Origin of the sequence: Streptosporangium sp. DT93, assembly GCF_049844535.1 — a bacterium.
In the GTDB taxonomy this organism is placed as follows: domain Bacteria; phylum Actinomycetota; class Actinomycetes; order Streptosporangiales; family Streptosporangiaceae; genus Streptosporangium.
The window spans coordinates 8,563-22,366 of sequence record NZ_JBNCLF010000017.1 but is presented as its reverse complement, the minus strand read 5'-3'; the positions used below and the strand labels follow the sequence as shown (position 1 = coordinate 22,366).

At 73.6% G+C, this 13,804-nt stretch carries 18 protein-coding genes; 10 read left to right on the top strand and 8 right to left on the bottom strand.

Annotated features, from left to right (window positions below; all coding sequences use genetic code 11):
• Positions 1-6 precede the first annotated feature (6 nt).
• The 4 genes from ACLQ2R_RS30095 (at position 7) to ACLQ2R_RS30080 (ending at position 4,284) form a co-directional block, all read left to right on the top strand.
• Entirely contained in the window at positions 7-1,080 is a 1,074-nt protein-coding gene (locus tag ACLQ2R_RS30095; protein ID WP_425964311.1) for an iron-siderophore ABC transporter substrate-binding protein, read from the top strand.
• Positions 1,077-2,120 (top strand): FecCD family ABC transporter permease, encoded by a 1,044-nt coding sequence (locus ACLQ2R_RS30090; protein WP_425964309.1) that lies wholly within the window; start codon positions 1,077-1,079, stop codon positions 2,118-2,120. Before ACLQ2R_RS30095 ends, ACLQ2R_RS30090 begins: the two co-directional genes overlap by 4 nt.
• 263 nt (positions 2,121-2,383) lie before the next feature.
• Positions 2,384-3,397: a FecCD family ABC transporter permease gene (locus ACLQ2R_RS30085; protein WP_425964560.1), complete on the top strand. Its 1,014-nt coding sequence runs from the start codon at positions 2,384-2,386 to the stop codon at positions 3,395-3,397.
• Complete coding sequence (locus ACLQ2R_RS30080) at positions 3,394-4,284, top strand: ABC transporter ATP-binding protein (RefSeq protein ID WP_425964308.1); 891 nt, start codon at positions 3,394-3,396, stop codon at positions 4,282-4,284. Before ACLQ2R_RS30085 ends, ACLQ2R_RS30080 begins: the two co-directional genes overlap by 4 nt.
• A gap of 12 nt (positions 4,285-4,296) precedes the next feature.
• On the opposite strand, the gene ACLQ2R_RS30075 is transcribed toward ACLQ2R_RS30080, so the two are convergent.
• Positions 4,297-4,740 carry an acyl-CoA thioesterase gene (locus ACLQ2R_RS30075; RefSeq protein WP_386247391.1) on the bottom strand — a complete coding sequence of 148 codons (444 nt, stop codon included), beginning with the start codon at positions 4,738-4,740 and terminating at the stop codon, positions 4,297-4,299.
• A gap of 2 nt (positions 4,741-4,742) precedes the next feature.
• Positions 4,743-5,375, bottom strand: coding sequence for a TetR/AcrR family transcriptional regulator (locus tag ACLQ2R_RS30070; RefSeq protein ID WP_425964307.1), 633 nt, complete (start codon positions 5,373-5,375; stop codon positions 4,743-4,745).
• Between the two features lie 280 nt (positions 5,376-5,655).
• Between ACLQ2R_RS30070 and ACLQ2R_RS30065 the strand changes: the two genes are divergently transcribed.
• The 4 genes from ACLQ2R_RS30065 to ACLQ2R_RS30050 all read left to right on the top strand — a co-directional run bounded on the left by ACLQ2R_RS30065 (position 5,656) and on the right by ACLQ2R_RS30050 (position 9,083).
• Positions 5,656-6,024 (top strand): YciI family protein, encoded by a 369-nt coding sequence (locus tag ACLQ2R_RS30065; protein ID WP_425964306.1) that lies wholly within the window; start codon positions 5,656-5,658, stop codon positions 6,022-6,024.
• The gene (locus ACLQ2R_RS30060) at positions 6,011-7,369 is read left to right on the top strand and encodes a sigma-70 family RNA polymerase sigma factor (RefSeq protein ID WP_425964304.1); all 1,359 of its coding nucleotides are present in this window, start codon (positions 6,011-6,013) and stop codon (positions 7,367-7,369) included. The genes ACLQ2R_RS30065 and ACLQ2R_RS30060 overlap by 14 nt, the downstream gene beginning before the upstream one ends.
• Before the next feature lie 127 nt (positions 7,370-7,496).
• On the top strand, positions 7,497-8,204 hold the full coding sequence (locus ACLQ2R_RS30055; protein ID WP_425964303.1) for a dihydrofolate reductase family protein: 708 nt from the start codon (positions 7,497-7,499) through the stop codon (positions 8,202-8,204).
• Positions 8,205-8,555: 351 nt separating this feature from the next.
• On the top strand, positions 8,556-9,083 hold the full coding sequence (locus tag ACLQ2R_RS30050; protein WP_425964302.1) for a DoxX family protein: 528 nt from the start codon (positions 8,556-8,558) through the stop codon (positions 9,081-9,083).
• On the opposite strand, the gene ACLQ2R_RS30045 is transcribed toward ACLQ2R_RS30050, so the two are convergent.
• Together ACLQ2R_RS30045 and ACLQ2R_RS30040 are read right to left on the bottom strand one after the other, a co-directional pair.
• Complete coding sequence (locus ACLQ2R_RS30045; protein WP_425964301.1) at positions 9,073-9,894, bottom strand: NAD(P)H-binding protein; 822 nt, start codon at positions 9,892-9,894, stop codon at positions 9,073-9,075. The genes ACLQ2R_RS30050 and ACLQ2R_RS30045 overlap by 11 nt on opposite strands.
• Positions 9,895-9,908: 14 nt before the next feature.
• Positions 9,909-10,193, bottom strand: coding sequence for an MFS transporter (locus tag ACLQ2R_RS30040; RefSeq protein ID WP_425964300.1), 285 nt, complete (start codon positions 10,191-10,193; stop codon positions 9,909-9,911).
• A gap of 104 nt (positions 10,194-10,297) precedes the next feature.
• Between ACLQ2R_RS30040 and ACLQ2R_RS30035 the strand changes: the two genes are divergently transcribed.
• Complete coding sequence (locus tag ACLQ2R_RS30035) at positions 10,298-10,777, top strand: MarR family winged helix-turn-helix transcriptional regulator (protein WP_425964299.1); 480 nt, start codon at positions 10,298-10,300, stop codon at positions 10,775-10,777.
• Positions 10,778-10,839: 62 nt separating this feature from the next.
• On the opposite strand, the gene ACLQ2R_RS30030 is transcribed toward ACLQ2R_RS30035, so the two are convergent.
• The 4 genes from ACLQ2R_RS30030 to ACLQ2R_RS30015 all read right to left on the bottom strand — a co-directional run bounded on the left by ACLQ2R_RS30030 (position 10,840) and on the right by ACLQ2R_RS30015 (position 13,202).
• Complete coding sequence (locus tag ACLQ2R_RS30030; RefSeq protein WP_425964297.1) at positions 10,840-11,322, bottom strand: GNAT family N-acetyltransferase; 483 nt, start codon at positions 11,320-11,322, stop codon at positions 10,840-10,842.
• A 31-nt stretch (positions 11,323-11,353) separates the two neighbouring features.
• Complete coding sequence (locus ACLQ2R_RS30025) at positions 11,354-12,169, bottom strand: hypothetical protein (RefSeq protein WP_425964296.1); 816 nt, start codon at positions 12,167-12,169, stop codon at positions 11,354-11,356.
• Positions 12,170-12,258: 89 nt separating this feature from the next.
• On the bottom strand, positions 12,259-12,759 hold the full coding sequence (locus ACLQ2R_RS30020) for an SRPBCC family protein (protein WP_425964294.1): 501 nt from the start codon (positions 12,757-12,759) through the stop codon (positions 12,259-12,261).
• A 2-nt stretch (positions 12,760-12,761) separates the two neighbouring features.
• Positions 12,762-13,202, bottom strand: a complete 441-nt coding sequence (locus ACLQ2R_RS30015) for a nuclear transport factor 2 family protein (RefSeq protein WP_425964292.1) — start codon at positions 13,200-13,202, stop codon at positions 12,762-12,764.
• A 71-nt stretch (positions 13,203-13,273) separates the two neighbouring features.
• Between ACLQ2R_RS30015 and ACLQ2R_RS30010 the strand changes: the two genes are divergently transcribed.
• Entirely contained in the window at positions 13,274-13,768 is a 495-nt protein-coding gene (locus ACLQ2R_RS30010) for a MarR family winged helix-turn-helix transcriptional regulator (protein WP_425964290.1), read from the top strand.
• The last annotated feature ends 36 nt before the right edge of the window (positions 13,769-13,804 follow it).

The window sequence follows — 13,804 nt, the reverse complement described above, 5'->3', positions numbered from 1 at the left end:
TACGGATTGAAGCGTCCACGTAGCCTTCGCATCCTCGCCGTCGCGGCCGTCGCCCTGCTGGGTATCGCGGGCTGCGGTGGACAGCCGGAGACCGGCGCCGGGACCACCGGCGCGAGCACCGCCCCGAGCGCGAGCGCGAGCACGGGCGGCGACTCCGGCGCCTTCCCCGTCACGATCGAGCACGCGCTGGGGACGACCACGATCCCGGCGAAGCCGCAGCGGGTGGCCACGGTCAACTGGGCCAACCACGAGGCGCCCCTGGCCCTCGGCGTCGTCCCGGTCGGCATGGCCGCCGCGAACTTCGGCGACGACGACAAGGACGGGCTCCTGCCCTGGGTGAAGGAGCGCCTGGAGAAGCTCGGCGCCCCGACGCCCGTGCTGTTCGACGAGACCGACGGCATCGACTTCGAGGCCGTCGCCGACACGAAGCCGGACGTGATCCTGGCCGCGTACTCGGGCCTGACCAAGCAGGACTACGAGACGCTGAGCACGATCGCCCCGGTGGTGGCCTACCCGAAGGCCGCGTGGGCGACCCCGTGGCGTGAGATCATCCAGCTGAACAGCAAGGCGATCGGCCTCGCCGCCGAGGGCGAGAAGCTCATCGGCGACATCGAGGGCGACATCGCCGAGGTCGCGGCGAAGTACCCGCAGCTCAAGGGCAAGTCGGCGATGTTCATGACGCACGTCGACCCCAACGACGTCAGCGAGATCGGCTTCTACACCACGCACGACACCCGCACGCTGTTCTTCGAGGACCTCGGGCTGACGATCCCCGCCAGCATCGCCAAGGCCTCCGAGGGCACCGACAAGTTCGCCCTGACGCGGAGCGCCGAGCAGATCGACCTGTTCGACGACGTCGACATCATCACCGGGTACGGCGACGCGAAGGGCGAACTGCTCGCGAAGATCCGCAAGGACCCGCTGCTGTCGAAGATCCCCGCCGTCAAGCGCGGCTCGATCTACCTGCTGCCCGACAGCACGCCCCTGGGCACCGCCGCGAACCCGACCCCCCTGTCGATCTCCTGGGTGCTGGAGGACTACGCCAAGGCGCTCGCCGAGGTCGCGGACAAGGTCAGGTGACACCGGTCGACACCGGCCGCGCTCCGGACGCCGTTCTCGTACGGCGTCCGGCGCGTGTCCGCGTCCTGTGGCTGGTCGTCGCGCTCCTGGTCCTGGCGGCGTTCACGGTGGCCTCCGTCGCCCTCGGCTCGCGCGACGTCACCTGGGCCGACGTGTGGGCCGCCCTCGGCGGCGCGGACGGCTCCATCGAACAGGCGGCGGTCGTCAAGCGGGTGCCGCGCACCCTGCTCGCGATCGTCGTCGGCGCCGCGCTCGGCCTGTCGGGGGCCGTCATGCAGGGCGTGACCCGTAACCCGCTGGCCGACCCGGGCATCCTGGGCGTCAACATGGGCGCCTCGCTCGCCGTCGTCAGCGCCGTCGCGTTCTTCGGGCTCACGTCGCCGACCGGGTACGTCTGGGTCGCGATGGCCGGGGCCGCGCTCTCGGCCGTGTTCGTCTACACCGTCGGGTCCCTCGGGCGCGGCGGGGCCACGCCCCTGAAGCTGGCGCTCGCCGGCGCCGCCACGTCGGCGGCCTTCGCGTCCCTGGTCAGCGCCGTCGTCCTGCCCCGCAACGACATCGCCGGGACCTTCCGGCTCTGGCAGATCGGCGGGGTCGGCGGCGCGTCCTACGAGCGCGTCGGGCAGGTCCTGCCGTTCCTCGCCGTGGGGTTCGCCGTGTGCCTGCTGTCGGCGCGGGCGCTGAACTCGCTGGCCCTGGGGGACGAGCTCGCGGCCGGGCTGGGGGAGCGCGTCGTCCTCATCCGGGCCACGGCCGCCCTCGGCGCCGTCGTGCTGTGCGGCGCGTCCACGGCCGTCGCGGGGCCGATCGCCTTCGTCGGGCTCGTCGTCCCGCACGCGTGCCGCATGCTCGTCGGCGTCGACCACCGCTGGCTGCTGCCCTTCTCCGCCCTGGTCGGCGCGTCGCTGCTCACCGCCGCCGACGTCGTCGGTCGCATGGTGGCGCGCCCCCAGGACATCGAGGTGGGCATCGTCACGGCGCTGATCGGCGCCCCGTTCTTCATCCACATCGTCCGCAGTCAGAAGGTGCGTGACCTGTGAACGAGCGTAGCGAGCGAGCCGCCGGGCAGGGCGGCGCCGCCCGGCCCGGCTCCGGCGAGGGCGCGACCGCGAGCACCCCGGCCCCCGCTCCCGCTCCCGCCCCCGCTCCCGCCTCCGCCCCAGCCCCAGCCCTCGCCTCCGCCCCGGCCCCCGCTCCCGCCTCCGCCCCGGCCCCGGCCTCCGCTCCCGCCCCGGCCCCGGCCTCCGCTCCCGCCTTCGCCTCGGTCTCCGCGCCCGCCGGCGTCCGGACGCCCGTCGCCCTCATGGTCGCCCGGGGCCGGCGTCGCCGCGCCTCCCGGCGCCGCGTCGTCGTCCTGACCCTGGCGGTGCTCGTCGTCGCCGGGTTCCTCCTGACCCTGATGGCCGGGCAGACGTTCTACCCCCTCGGCGACGTGGTCCGCGTCGTCCTCGGCGAGCAGGTGCCCGGCGCGTCCTTCACGGTCGGGCGGCTCCGGCTGCCGCGGGCCGTCCTCGCCGTGGCGGCGGGGCTCTGCTTCGGCCTGGGTGGCGTCACCTTCCAGACGATGCTCCGCAACCCGCTGGCCAGCCCCGACATCATCGGCATCAGCTGGGCGGCGAGCGCCGCGGCGGCCATCGCGATCGTGGCACTGTCCCTGGAGCGGGCCCAGGTGTCGTTCCTGGCCATCGTCTCCGCCCTCGCCGTCGCGCTGCTGGTGTACACCCTGGCGTTCCGGGACGGGGTCGTCGGCACACGGCTGATCCTGATCGGCATCGGGATCGCCGCCATGCTGGAGAGCATCACCTCCTACGTCCTGTCCCAGGCCGCCGACTGGGACCTGCAGGAGGCCCTGCGCTGGCTGACCGGAAGCCTCAACGGCACGATCTGGGACCAGGTCGTGCCCGTCGTCGTCGCGCTGGCCGTCCTCGGGCCCGTCCTGCTGTCGCAGGGGCGTGACCTGTCGGCGATGCAGCTCGGCGACGACACCGCCTCCGCCCTCGGGGTCCGCGTCGAACACACCCGCGTCACGGTGATCGTCGCCGCCGTCGGCCTGATCGCCTTCGCCACGTCGGCGGCCGGGCCGATCGCGTTCGTGGCGTTCCTGTCCGGCCCCATCGCGGCCCGGCTCGTCGGCGCGAACGGCTCCCTGCTCGTGCCCGCCGGGCTGGTCGGCGCCCTGCTGGTCCTCGTCGCCGACTTCACCGGCCAGTTCGCGTTCGACATCCGCTACCCGGTCGGCGTCGTCACCGGCGTCCTCGGCGCGCCGTACCTCGTCTACCTGATCGTCCGCACCCATCGGGCCGGAGGCTCGCTGTGACCACGTCCCACTCCCTCGCGGCCGAGGGCCTCACGCTCGGCTACGGCGACCGCGTCGTCGTCGAGTCCCTCGACCTGACCGTGCCGCCCGGCGAGATCACGGTCGTCGTCGGCGCGAACGCCTCCGGCAAGTCGACGCTGCTGCGTTCCCTGTCGAGGCTGCTGCGGCCCCGGGCGGGCCGTGTCGTCCTGGACGGCAGGCAGGTGCACCGCATGCCCGCCAAGGAACTGGCCCGCACGCTCGGGCTGCTGCCCCAGTCGCCGATCGCGCCCGAGGGCATCACCGTGCTCGACCTCGTCGGCCGTGGCCGCCATCCCCACCAGGGGATCTTCTCCCGGTGGAACGACGGGGACGACGCCGCGGTGGCGTCCGCCCTGGAGGCCACCCGGACGACGGACCTGGCCGACCGGCCGGTCGACGAGCTGTCCGGCGGCCAGCGCCAGCGGGTCTGGATCGCCATGGCGCTGGCCCAGCAGACCGACCTGCTGCTGCTGGACGAGCCCACGACCTTCCTCGACGCCAGCCACCAGATCGAGGTCCTGGACCTGCTGACCGACCTGAACCACACGCGCGGCACCACCATCGTGATGGTCCTGCACGACCTGAACCTCGCGGCCCGCTACGCCGACCACCTCATCGCCCTGGCCGAGGGGAGCGTCCACGCCTCCGGCACCCCGGACGAGGTCCTCACCGAGGACATGGTCCGCGCCGTCTTCGGCCTCGACAGCCGCATCATCGCCGACCCCGTCTCCGGCCGCCCCCTGATGCTCCCCATCGGCCGCCACCACATCCGGCCGCGGCCCACCACTCCCACCCCGCCCACCACTCCCACCCCGCCCACCCCGCCCGCGGACCCCGAGGGCTCCGGGGACCCCGCTCACCGGTGACGCGGCGGGATCTCAGCAGGCCGCCGCCGCCGTACGGCGGAGCAGGGAGTCGGCGGCGGTGCGCAGTTCGTCGCTGAACGGCGCGGGCCGCAACGTGGCCGGGTCCAGGTTGACGTTGACGCGGTAGCCCTCGGCGTGCACCACGGCGCGGTCGGGCGACAGCACGCGGAAGCCGTACACGCCGCTGCTGCGGCCCAGGCGGTCGATCCAGAAGTGCACCAGCGGCTCGCCCGCCCCGGCGATGGGGACGTGGTAGGTCACCTTGAACTCGCGTACGGCGAGGAAGACGTCCTTGAACGCCGACAGGGCCGGATCGGGCGCCCAGCCCAGGCGGCGCCAGTACGCGCTGATCGCGCGCTCGACCAGCAGGGAGTAGCGGGAGTTGTGCAGCAGTCCCATGGCGTCGAGATCGTCGAAATGCACCTGGACCGGCTCGTGAACACCGTCGTCGATCATGGTCAGTCCTCCGGGAGAAGTGCGGGGTCCGGGCAGAGCGCGCGCAGGCGTTGCAGCACGGCACGGCGACCGTGGACGTAGGCGGCCGGTCCGTCGTGCAGGCGGGAGTGAAGGACGATCATCTCCCCGAGCGCGTCGATCTCGTACGCGAGCTGGGCCGGGTCCACGCTCCCGTCCAGCTCGCCCAGCGCCACGGCCTCGCCCACCAGCCGCCGGATGAACCCCAGCCAGTCGTGCAGGGCGCGTGAGACACGGTCGCGCACGGCCCCTGGCCGGTCGTCGAACTCGGCCTGCACGCTGAAGAAGAAGCACCCGCCGGGCAGCACGCCGTCGCCGTAGAACTTCAGCCGCGCCTCGTGCAGCGCGAACAGCCGCCGTACGCCGGGGGGAGCCTGCATGGCCGGGGCCACCACCGCCTCGGTCCACTGCCGGACGGCCCACTCCACCGCGTCGAGCTGCAGCTCTTCTTTGTCCTGCCAATGGGAGAAAAATCCGGACTTGCTGGTGCCGGTCGCCGTGGCGAGCCGTCCCAGGGAGAGCCCGTTCAACCCCTCGATCGAGGCCAGGCTCACCGCCTGTTCCAGGATCGCCTCCCGGCTGCGCAATCCACGCAGCCGCCGCCCGTCGGTCGTCATGGACGCACACTATATTAACGACCGATCGTTTGTATATCTGCGCGCACCGGCACACCGCCGCGCCCCCTCCACGACGGGGGCGGTCCCCGGGGTGAGCCCACGGGCGCTCGGCTCACCGCCCCCGGACGCCCGGACGCCCGGACGCCCGGACGCCCGGACGCCCGGACGCCGGGGCGCGGCCGGGTGAGCGTTCCCGCTGCGGCAGAATCGGAGGACATGACGCGCGGACCGCCCCTCCGGGAGGTGGCGCCGGCCCGGTGACGAGAACGAGGACCCCGCGGTGCGATACCTGATGCTGATCTACGGCAACGAGGACATCTGGAACAGCCTGGCGCCGGAGGAGATGGCGCGGCTGATCGACGAGGTCGACGGCTTCAACGCCGCGCTGCGCGAGTCCGGGGAGCTGCTCGGGTCCGAGGGGCTGCTCCCCCGGCCGCGGTCGGTCCGGCCGGTGGCGGGCGACGTGGTCGTCACCGACGGCCCCTACATCGAGGCGAAGGAGTACGTCGGCTCCTACTTCGTGGTCGAGGTCGACGACGAGCGGCGGGCGCTGGAGATCGCGAAATCCTATCCCGGGCTGAGCCACGGTGTCGGTGGCCTGGAGGTGTGGCCGCTGATGGAGCGTGGCTGGGCGAGTGCCGAGACCTGACGACCCGGCCGGGGGGCCGCCGGGAGCCGGCGACCCGGCCGAGACGCGGCCCGGCACGGGCGATCCGGTCGAGGGCCCACCCGGCACCGGTGATCCGGCCGGGGGACGGCCGGGAGCCGGCGACCCGGTCGAGGAGCTGCTGAGGTCGCTGGCCTCCCGGGTGCTCGGTACGCTCGTGCGCCGCCACGGCGACTTCGCCCGGTGCGAGGACGCGACCCAGGAGGCGCTGATCACCGCCGCGGGCGCCTGGCCGCGTGATGGCGTCCCGGCCCACCCGCTGGGATGGCTCGTCACGGTCGCCGCGAACCGCTACATCGACCAGGTCCGCTCCGACGGCGCCCGCGAGCGCCGCGAGCGGGCCGCCCTCGACGCCACGCCGCGCGACGCGCTGGTCGCGCCGCCGCCGGACGTCGAACAGGCCCGCGACGACCTGCTGGAGCTGCTGTTCCTGTGTTGTCACCCGGCGCTGACCGCTCCCTCGCAGATGGCGCTCACGCTGAGGGCGGTCGCCGGGCTGACCACCGCCGAGGTGGCCGCGTCCTTCCTGGTGCCCGAGAAGACCATGGGGCAGCGCGTCTCACGGGCCAAACAGCGCCTGCGCGAGGCCGGGGCCCGCTTCGAGGCCCCCGCGGACCCCGAGCACGGGCCCCGGCTGCGGGTCGTGCTGCACGTGCTGTACCTGATGTTCAACGAGGGCTACAGCGCCAGCGCCGGATCGCACCTGCGCCGGCCCGACCTGACCCGGCAGGCCCTGCGTCTCGTACGCCGGTTGCACGCGCGGCTGCCCGGGTCGGGCGAGACCGCGGGCCTGCTGGCGCTGATGCTGCTGACCGAGGCCCGCGGCGCGGCGCGTACCGGCCCCGGCGGCGTGCTCGTGCCGCTGGCGGAGCAGGACCGCTCCCTCTGGGACGCCGCCGCCATCGCCGAGGGGACCGAGCTCGTCGCCCGCACGCTGGCGACGGGGCCGATCGGCCCGTACCAGGTGCAGGCGGCCATCGCGGCGGTGCACGACGAGGCGCCGTCGGCCGAGGACACCGACTGGCGGCAGATCCTGGCACTGTACGAGATCCTGGAGCGCCTGGAGCCCAACCCCGTCACCACCCTCAACCGGGCGGTCGCGCTGGCGATGGTGCGCGGGCCGCGCGCCGGGCTGGCGCTGCTGGACGAGCTGGGGTCCGGGGTGCTCGCCGGGCACCACCGGCTGCTGGCGGTCCGCGCCCACCTGCTGGAGCGGGACGGCCGGGCCGCCGAGGCCGCCGAGGCGTACCGGGAGGCCGCGCGCCTGGCCGGCAGCCGGCCCGAGCAGCGGTTCCTTCTCGGGCGAGCCGTCCGCTGCGCGGGATGACTCGAATTTCCGGCGCGGGCGCGTAGAAATCCCTTTTTCCGGCGTGGGCGTGTAGAAATCCCGTCCGCGGCTCCGTTCCCTCCCCGAACGGGCCCATCGAGGGGTCCGCACGAAGGAGCGACACGACATGACCAAGGTGACGGCACAGATGTCGATCTCACTTGACGGCCACTACGCCGGCCCGCGCCATGACGGCACGGGGAGCTGGATCGACTCGGCGGAGGCCGCGGGCTTCTACCGGATCACCCGATGGGTGATCGACGGCGCGGCCTGGCGCGGGCGGCAGGGTTTCCAGGGCGGCAAGGACGACGTCGACGCCGCCATCATCGGCGAGACGTTCGAGGCGGCCGGGGCCTACGTCATGGGGCGGAACATGGCGGACGGGGGAGAGGTGCCCTGGGGCGACGAGCCTCCGTTCCGCGCGCCGGTGTTCGTCGTGACCCACCGCCCCCGCGAGGTCCTGAGGCGCAAGGGCGGGACCAGCTTCACCTACGTCACCGACGGGGTCGCCAGTGCCGTCGAGCAGGCCCGCGCCGTCGCGGGCGGCAAGGACGTGGCGATCTCCGGGGGCGGCACCCTGCTGCGCCAGGTCATCAAGGCCGGCCTCCTGGACGAGCTGGAGCTGCACATCGTCCCGACCGTCCTCGGCACCGGGATGCGCCTGTTCGACGCCGACCTCGACCTCGCCGTGAAGGAGGCGATCGAGCTCACGCCCATCCGGGTCGTCCAGAGCCCGAGGGTCACCCACATCCGCTACAGGATCGACGGGCGGGAGCCCCTGGTCCTGGACGACCGCGGCCGCGGCAGCGGCACACCCGGAACCGACACGCCGTAGCCTCCCGGGCCTCCCGGGCCACCGGGGCCGCCGGGGACGCTGCGAAAGCCGGGAACACCGCGAACACCGCGAACGCAGGGGGCGGCGGGGGACACCGGAAACGTCTCGAACGCCGGGGAGGTCTCGATGGTTCTCCCCGGCCACCCCGCCCGGCTCCCGGCTTCCCCTCTCGGAGGCACCTCCCACCTCCCACCGGCCACCTCCCGCCGGCCACCTCCCACCGGCCATCGGCCATCGGCTATCGATCACCGATCATCAGCCACCGATCTCGGCCGTCGGGCACCTCGGTTTTTTGGATAGCCCAACTATCCAATCTTGGGTAGTATCACTATCCAAGGAAAGGTGACCCCCATGACCGTGATCGTTCTCGCCGTCGCCACGCTGTTCTTCCGTCTGCTGGGCGCGCTGACCCACCGGGCGCGCTTCTCCACCTGGCAGGTGAGCGCAGCGCACGGACTGGCCGTCATGCTGGTGATGACGGCCACCGCCCACTTCGTCCCGTCGGACGTGACCTTCATGCCGAACCACGCCGACATGACGGCCATGGTTCCGCCCTTCGTCCCGTTCCCCGGCCTCGTGGTCCACCTGACCGGCGTGCTGGAGCTGGCCGGGGCGGTGGGGCTGGTGGTGACGGGCACCCGGCGGGCGGCCGGGATCTGCCTGGCGCTGCTGTTCGTGCTCATGCTCCCGGCCAACGTCCACGCCGCGCTGGCCGGGGTGCCCCTGGCGGGGGAGGCGGCGACGCCGCTGTGGCAGCGCCTTCCCGAGCAGGTCCTCTACATCGGCGTGGCCCTGTGGGCGGCGGGAGTCGTCGGGGGACGCCCGCGCCGTACGGACGTCACGGGCGTCACGTCCGCCGGCAGCCGGATCACCCGGTGAAGTCGCCGGCGTGGTCCCCGGCCCAGTCGGCGAAGGTGCGGGCGGGACGACCGGTCAGCTCCTCGACGGTGCGGGTGGTCCCGACGGGCGAGCCGTCGGTGGACTCCCACCAGGCCAGAAGGGCGTCGGCGTAGGCCCCGGGCATGTGGTCGGCCATCCGTGACCTCCATTCCTCCGGGGTGATCGGGGCGACGGTGATGCTCCTGCCGGTCACACGGGCCAGGATGCCGATCTGCTCGGCGAAGGTCAGGGACTGCGGTCCGGTCAGGGTGTACGGCCGGCCGGCCAGGGCCGGGTCGGTGAGAACGGCCAGGGCCGCCTCCGCGATGTCGGCCTCGTGGATGGGGTCGCTGTGGGAGTTCGGAAACGGCAGGCCGACGGGGGCGCCGGACCTGATGGACCGGGCCCAGGCCAGCGCGTTGCCGGCGAAGGCGCCGGGACGCAGCGCCGTGGACCGGACGGGGGACGCCGTCAGGGCCCTCTCCGTCTCCAGGTGGAACGCGGCCAGGGGGTCGGTCTCCGCGTCCGGGGAGAGGACCACGGCTGAGGACAGCAGCACGATGTGCTCGACCCCGGCCTCGGCGGCCCTCTCGGCGAACGCGGGGGCGTGGGAGGGCGAGGCGTACAGGAAGACCGAGGTCACGCCGTCCAGGGCAGGGGGGAAGGTGGACGGGTCGCCGAGGTCGCACCGTACGGTGTCGTGGTCCCGGGGCTCGCGGGAGGCCGTGCGGAACGGGAGCCCGCGGTCGCGCAGCAGGGTGACGAGGGCGCCTGCGACGGCGCCGCGGCCGCCGGTGACGAGGATGGTCATGATCGGTGTTCCCTTCAGGGTGACGGGGTTCGGTGGCGAGGCCGGCGCCGGCCGTACCTGTCGCCGAGCCTGCCGCCGACCACCAGCAGGACGCCGAGGGCGAGGGCGTAGCTCGCGCCGAGCCACTGGACGAGGGCCTCGCCCCCGCCGAGGTCGGCGGCGACGGTCGGCGCGGCGATGGTGGTGACGGTCGCGTCCAGCAGGTCCAGGACGGCGGCGGCCAGGACGACCGCCAGAACGGCCCGCCGCCGTCCGGGCGAGAGCGCCTGAGGGGGATCGGCGCGGGCGAGCGTGGACAAGGGGTCTCCTCTTTCCGGGATGATGGGAACATGCAGATGTGACGCAAATATTGCGTTACGCAAACATTGCGCGGCGCACGTAAATGTGAGGCATGGAGGAGCCCGTGTCAAATCGAGCCGAGTTGCTGAGGCGGGTCGCCGCAGAGAGCCAGCGGCACTACGCCGCCTACTCGCTGTTCAACCAGGCGATGGCCGACCACCTGGGATTGCACCCCACCGACCTGCAGTGTGTCGCCCTGCTCGATCTGGAGACGGGACCGGTGAGCACCGGCGAGATCGCCCGGCTGACCGGCCTGACCCCCGGCTCGGCCACCCGCCTGGTCGACCGCCTGGCCAGGACGGGACTGGTCGTGCGCGTCGCCGACCCGCACGACCGCCGGCGCGCCCTGGTCGAGCTGGCGCCCGTCGCCCGCGCCCGCGTCGCCGCGGTCTGGGACGTCCCCGGCGAGGCGTACGGCAGAGCGCTGGAGACCTTCACCGACGCTGAACTGGACGTCATCGCCGAGTACCTCCGCCGGGCCACCGAGGTGGGCCGTGAGCAGGCCGCGCGTCTGGCCTCGGAGGGGCCGTCCGCGACCTCCTGAGCCGGGCGCCCGCTCCCGCCGCCTCGCCCGGCGGCCGGGGTGCCCGGAGCCGGGTCACCCCGTCAGAGGGTCCGCGTCATGAACACGCTGAGCGGGTCGGGCCGGTAGTCCGCGAAGGGTTCGCAGCAGGCGAACCCGAACTTCGCGTACAGCCTGCGGGCGGGCAGGAAGAAGTCGTCCGCGCCGGTCTCGAGGCTGAGGCGGGTGAATCCCATGCGCCGCGCCTCGGTGATGATGTGCTCCAGCAGCAGGGAGGCGGTCCCGCTCCGCTTGCGGGACGGCGCGGTGCGCATCGACTTCACCTCGGCGTGCTCCGCGTCCAGCCGCTTGATCGCGCCGCAACCCACCAGGCGGCCGTCGTCCAGGACCGACCAGAACGTGATCCCGGGCCTGCGGAGCGCGTCGAGATCGAGGGCGTGCTTGCTCTCCGGGGGCGTGATGGATCGCATCTCGCGGACGTGCTCGTCGAGGAATCCGGCGATCTCCGGACCGGAGAGGTCGTCGAGGACGATCTTCATGGTGCCCGCCTTTCCCCACGTCGGCATGGAGAAGGGTACGGCGGGCCGGTACGCGGGGTCACGGCCGGGACGGCGGCGCGGGAGCGGCGATCCCCGTGACCTCCGCGAAGGACTCGCCCGCCGACAGGCGTCCGGTGAGGTTCCGCACCGCCTGCGGCCCGCCGCCCACGCCGGCCCAGCGGCTCACCCGGCACGCGGCCTCGGCGTAGGTCCGCCGGTCGGCGGACGCGGTGCTCAGCCAGTCCTCCAGCGTGGCCGGGAGCTCCGGACGGGGCTCGGCCAGGCACCGGTCGCCGGACCGGGAGAGGTATCGGGGGTCGTCGCTGACCAGGACGGCGAGTCCCTCGTTGAACCACTGCGGGACCTCGCCGCCGCCGAGACGGGCGCGCAGTTCCACGTGGGACAGCTCGTGGGAGGCGATCACGGGGTTGGCGCCGCCCGGGGAGAGCATCACCGCGCGGTTCAGCACGGCGACGCCGCGTTCCTCGCCGCCGCCGATCCGGCGGTAGCAGTCCTGGGTGAGGCACACCAGGACGTCCGGCGAGCTCTCCCGCCCCCCGTAGAAGTCGCTCACCCGCCGTTCCGCCCGTTCGACGACCTCGATCACCTGGCGGCGCCGCTCCGGCGGCAGGCCCGGCTCCGCGTACAGGCCGGGCCGGAGCCGTTCCAGGCCGTAGCAGCCGGGGCAGGTCGTGGCGGCGACCGAGGGGAAGGCCAGCGCCGTCACGGCCACGGCGGCGGCGAGCAGGACCGCGAGGACGGCGAGGAGGACGACGGCCACCCGGCGCGGGGTCAACCGGCGCCCCTCGGGAGGGGGGCCGGACTCCCCGGCCGTTCCGGACTCCCCGGCCGTTCCGGACTCCCGATCGATCATGGAGACACGCTACCCCGGACCGGCAGCCGCCGCGTGGTGACGTACCCGCCGACGCAGGGGGCGGACGCCGGTGCCGGTCGGTCGGTCGGTTACCGGGACCACAGACCCGCTGAAGGCGGGGGGAGAGATCGGGAGGCGCGGAGGTCGTCGTCGGGCACGCCGTCGCCCAGGAGTGCGGCGAGACGGTCGAGGTCCTCCTCCTGCAGGCGCCGGTAGGAGGGGAGCAGCAGCCCCGTCAGCGGGCGCAGGGGGCCGCGCAGCCGGACGTCGAGGGTCGCGACGAGGGCGACCGCGCCGCCGGGCCGGGTCTCGATGCGGCGCGATCCGCTCACGGTGACCGTGGCGCTGCCGCCACGGTACTCGGCGAAGGCGGGGCCGGACCGCTCGACGCGGGTGGGGGTGACGAAGGGCAGTCCCGCGAACCGCAGTTCCTCCACGATGCGCTGGCCGGCCGTCGCCTGCCCGGGGGGCTCGACGGTCATCCGCCGGACCTGGGCGCGCCAGAGAGGGTCCTTCGACCAGTCGAGGAAGAGCCGTGCGGCCTCGGCCGGGGTGGCCCGGACGATCCGCGTGCCGGTGATCACGCCCATGGTCAGGCCTTCACCGGGGACGCGCCCCAGAAGGCGTCGACCTCGTACTGGTCGCGGCTGTGCAGCCAGGACTCGGCGATCAGGCCGTCCCGCATCGTCATGACGTGCGCCAGGTTGTTCTCCAGCGGGACGTCCAGGCCGGGGCGGGTGGCGGTGTACGTGGCCAGGGCGACGGCCTGCTCGTCGTCGGCGAGGACGCGGTGGAGGTGCAGCGTGAGCGTGCCCAGGGTGACGGTCGAGGCGCCGACGACGAAGCCGACGACGGCCTCGCGTCCCTCGTAGTCACCGGTGTTGGAGCTGCGCCCGGGGACGTGCAGCACCGTGTCCGGGGCGAGCGTCCGGCGGGCCGCCTCCAGGTCGCCCCGGTTGAGCGCGGCGTAGAAGTCCCGGACGACCTGGGCGTTGCCGGTGGCGGTGGCGGTACCGGGGACGGTGGTGTTCATGGTCGGACCTCCCGAATGTATTTCGATGTAGAAATACTTGCACCGATCTGTTTCGATGTCAAAATACTGGGATGACGGAAGATGCCGGGGACCCGGTGCGGCGCATGATCGAGCAGTGGACCGCCCTGCGGCCCGGCATGGATCCCGCGCCCATGGCGCTGTTCGGCAGGCTCACCCGGGTCGAGCGGCAGGCCGCCGCGGCGATCGCCGCGGTGCTGCACCCGTACGGGCTCAACCGGGGGGAGTTCGACGTGCTCGCCACCCTCTACCGGGGCGGCGGGGAGCTGTCGCCGGGCGAGCTGGCACCGGCGCTGCTGCTCTCCCCGGCGGCGGTCACCAACCGTGTCGACCGGCTGGAGAGGGCGGGTCACCTGCGACGGGACCCCGACCCGCAGGACGGGCGGGGCGTCCGCGTCCGGCTCACCGACGCCGGAAGGGAACTGCTGGAGAAGGCGCTGGCCGACCACGTGGCCGGCCTGGCGAGGCTGGCCGCCGGGATCTCCGAGGCCGAACGCGCCGAGCTGGACGCGCTGCTGGAGAGGCTGGCGAGGGGGATGGGCGCCTGACGACCACCGGGGCGGCGGTCCGGGACGTCCCGGACC

Coding starts and splice junctions, on each gene's coding strand:
- ACLQ2R_RS30010 (WP_425964290.1), top strand. CDS start 13,274: ATGACGGAAGATGCCGGGGACCCGGTGCGGCGCATGATCGAGCAGTGG.
- ACLQ2R_RS30085 (WP_425964560.1), top strand. CDS start 2,384: ATGGTCGCCCGGGGCCGGCGTCGCCGCGCCTCCCGGCGCCGCGTCGTC.
- ACLQ2R_RS30075 (WP_386247391.1), bottom strand. CDS start 4,740: ATGATCGACGACGGTGTTCACGAGCCGGTCCAGGTGCATTTCGACGAT.
- ACLQ2R_RS30015 (WP_425964292.1), bottom strand. CDS start 13,202: ATGAACACCACCGTCCCCGGTACCGCCACCGCCACCGGCAACGCCCAG.
- ACLQ2R_RS30055 (WP_425964303.1), top strand. CDS start 7,497: ATGACCAAGGTGACGGCACAGATGTCGATCTCACTTGACGGCCACTAC.
- ACLQ2R_RS30020 (WP_425964294.1), bottom strand. CDS start 12,759: ATGGGCGTGATCACCGGCACGCGGATCGTCCGGGCCACCCCGGCCGAG.
- ACLQ2R_RS30050 (WP_425964302.1), top strand. CDS start 8,556: ATGACCGTGATCGTTCTCGCCGTCGCCACGCTGTTCTTCCGTCTGCTG.
- ACLQ2R_RS30025 (WP_425964296.1), bottom strand. CDS start 12,169: ATGATCGATCGGGAGTCCGGAACGGCCGGGGAGTCCGGAACGGCCGGG.
- ACLQ2R_RS30030 (WP_425964297.1), bottom strand. CDS start 11,322: ATGCCGACGTGGGGAAAGGCGGGCACCATGAAGATCGTCCTCGACGAC.
- ACLQ2R_RS30045 (WP_425964301.1), bottom strand. CDS start 9,894: ATGACCATCCTCGTCACCGGCGGCCGCGGCGCCGTCGCAGGCGCCCTC.
- ACLQ2R_RS30070 (WP_425964307.1), bottom strand. CDS start 5,375: ATGACGACCGACGGGCGGCGGCTGCGTGGATTGCGCAGCCGGGAGGCG.